Consider the following 1489-nt stretch of genomic DNA (forward strand, 5'->3'; position numbering starts at 1 on the left):
GTGAACTGGCCGGTCTTGCGGATGGCGGGCAGGACGATGGACGTGACCCACTTGCGGAAGCGGTGTGGCACGGTGCCGGGCTTCATTGCGTCGCGGCAGCGCAGGACTAGGGTGTACATGCCGGATTCACTCACGATATGCGCTGCGCCCTGACGACCTATGTTGAACATAGACCGTTCATCTTGATCAAGCCGGGCAATGACCTGCGAGGCGTTTTGAATGTTGAGCGCGTCGCAGATGTCGGTCGCGACAAACCACGGCTCATCGTCGCGCATGACAACGCGCACCGCGTGCGATTCGAAATTGAAGGTGTTTGGGGTGAGGGCGAGCGCGGACGCGCTGCTGAGATTTCCAGTCATAGCAGACTCCTGAGTTGCGGTAAGTGGGCCGCCCCGCTCGCTGTCAATCGAGGGTGGGGCGGAACCGAACAGGTTGACAGACCGGAACTCAGGAACCGGCAGGGCCGAAGCCCTCCTATCCGGCCCGCCCATAGGAGTGCCAGACGTGCGCAAACAAAAAGCCGCGCGTAAAGACAAAGCGCGGCTGATGTGCGCCTGAGTATTCCGGGCTGTCACCCCCGTGTGCCGCTGTTTCGGCAACCGGCCGAGTATACGGCTGGTTGGGGTTGCGTGCAAACCGGCGGGCCGACGCAGGCGGACAGAGAATCCGGCTGCTTCCCTCAAGGCTCCATTGAGACTGTGCTTGGCCCCTATCAAAGAGATATTCATTCTAGTCACTTCACACAGCCGGTGTATCGCTTCAACGGTATGGCCGAAGGACGACCGTCATGTGGGGCCGATCAAGACTCTATGTCGCTCGCATCTTCAACCTGTGCCCAGTCTTTCATATCAGGAACCACTCGCTCTGCCATGAAGCTGAAGACGTCGTCAAAAACTCCACAGACGATATTCCACTCTCGCTCGGTCGACGGAGCTTGATTTCCCTTGGCAAACACAGGATGGAAGTGGATGACTCGATCGGTAATACGCCCGTCCACCACCTCAAGGCCCGCGAAATCGTCACAGTCCTGCCGACGCGCGAACACAAACACGTCTTTTCCACCCGCCTCGCGGCGGAACGCATTTGCAGCAAATTCCAACTCGGCTGTTTCACGCATGAAGTGCCACGGAACAAAGCTGTGCAGGTCCTGAATCAAGAACCAGCGCAGTGCATTCGGCCACTGTAGCGAAATTTTCGAGCGTTCCATGATTGGTCTGTCTCCAAATGAGCGGTGTTGGTTACTGCACACTGCGAGTGTCTGAATTGTTTCAGCTTACTGATTAACGCTCAATACGGCTTCGGCCAATAACGGCTGGTCCCAAACGGCCTGCACCGTCGCCCAGCGATGCGCGCCCCATCCCACTCCCTACACCCCCGCCTCAATCAAATCCGAAATCTGCACCGACGCGCGCGCAAAGTCAGTCAGCGCGCGGGCGCGCTTGTGCCGATAGCTGCCGGCGGAGATGACGACGGGTTCTTTGGCTTCGTC

Annotated in this window: 2 protein-coding genes; both read right to left on the minus strand. The window is 58.6% G+C overall.

The window, feature by feature from the left end; genetic code table 11:
• The coding region (locus tag ACTJK4_RS25085) for a BRO-N domain-containing protein (RefSeq protein ID WP_440819219.1) at positions 1-359 on the minus strand (359 nt) is incomplete at its 3' end.
• A 440-nt stretch (positions 360-799) separates the two neighbouring features.
• Positions 800-1207 (minus strand): hypothetical protein, encoded by a 408-nt coding sequence (locus tag ACTJK4_RS25090; protein ID WP_440819220.1) that lies wholly within the window; start codon positions 1205-1207, stop codon positions 800-802.
• Positions 1208-1489: the final 282 nt, after the last annotated feature.

This window comes from Ralstonia sp. 22111, assembly GCF_052045895.1.
GTDB classification, from domain to species: domain Bacteria; phylum Pseudomonadota; class Gammaproteobacteria; order Burkholderiales; family Burkholderiaceae; genus Ralstonia; species Ralstonia wenshanensis.

Bases quoted from the DNA above. Each gene is read 5' to 3' on its own strand.
- ACTJK4_RS25090 (WP_440819220.1), bottom strand. From the start codon at position 1,207: ATGGAACGCTCGAAAATTTCGCTACAGTGGCCGAATGCACTGCGCTGG.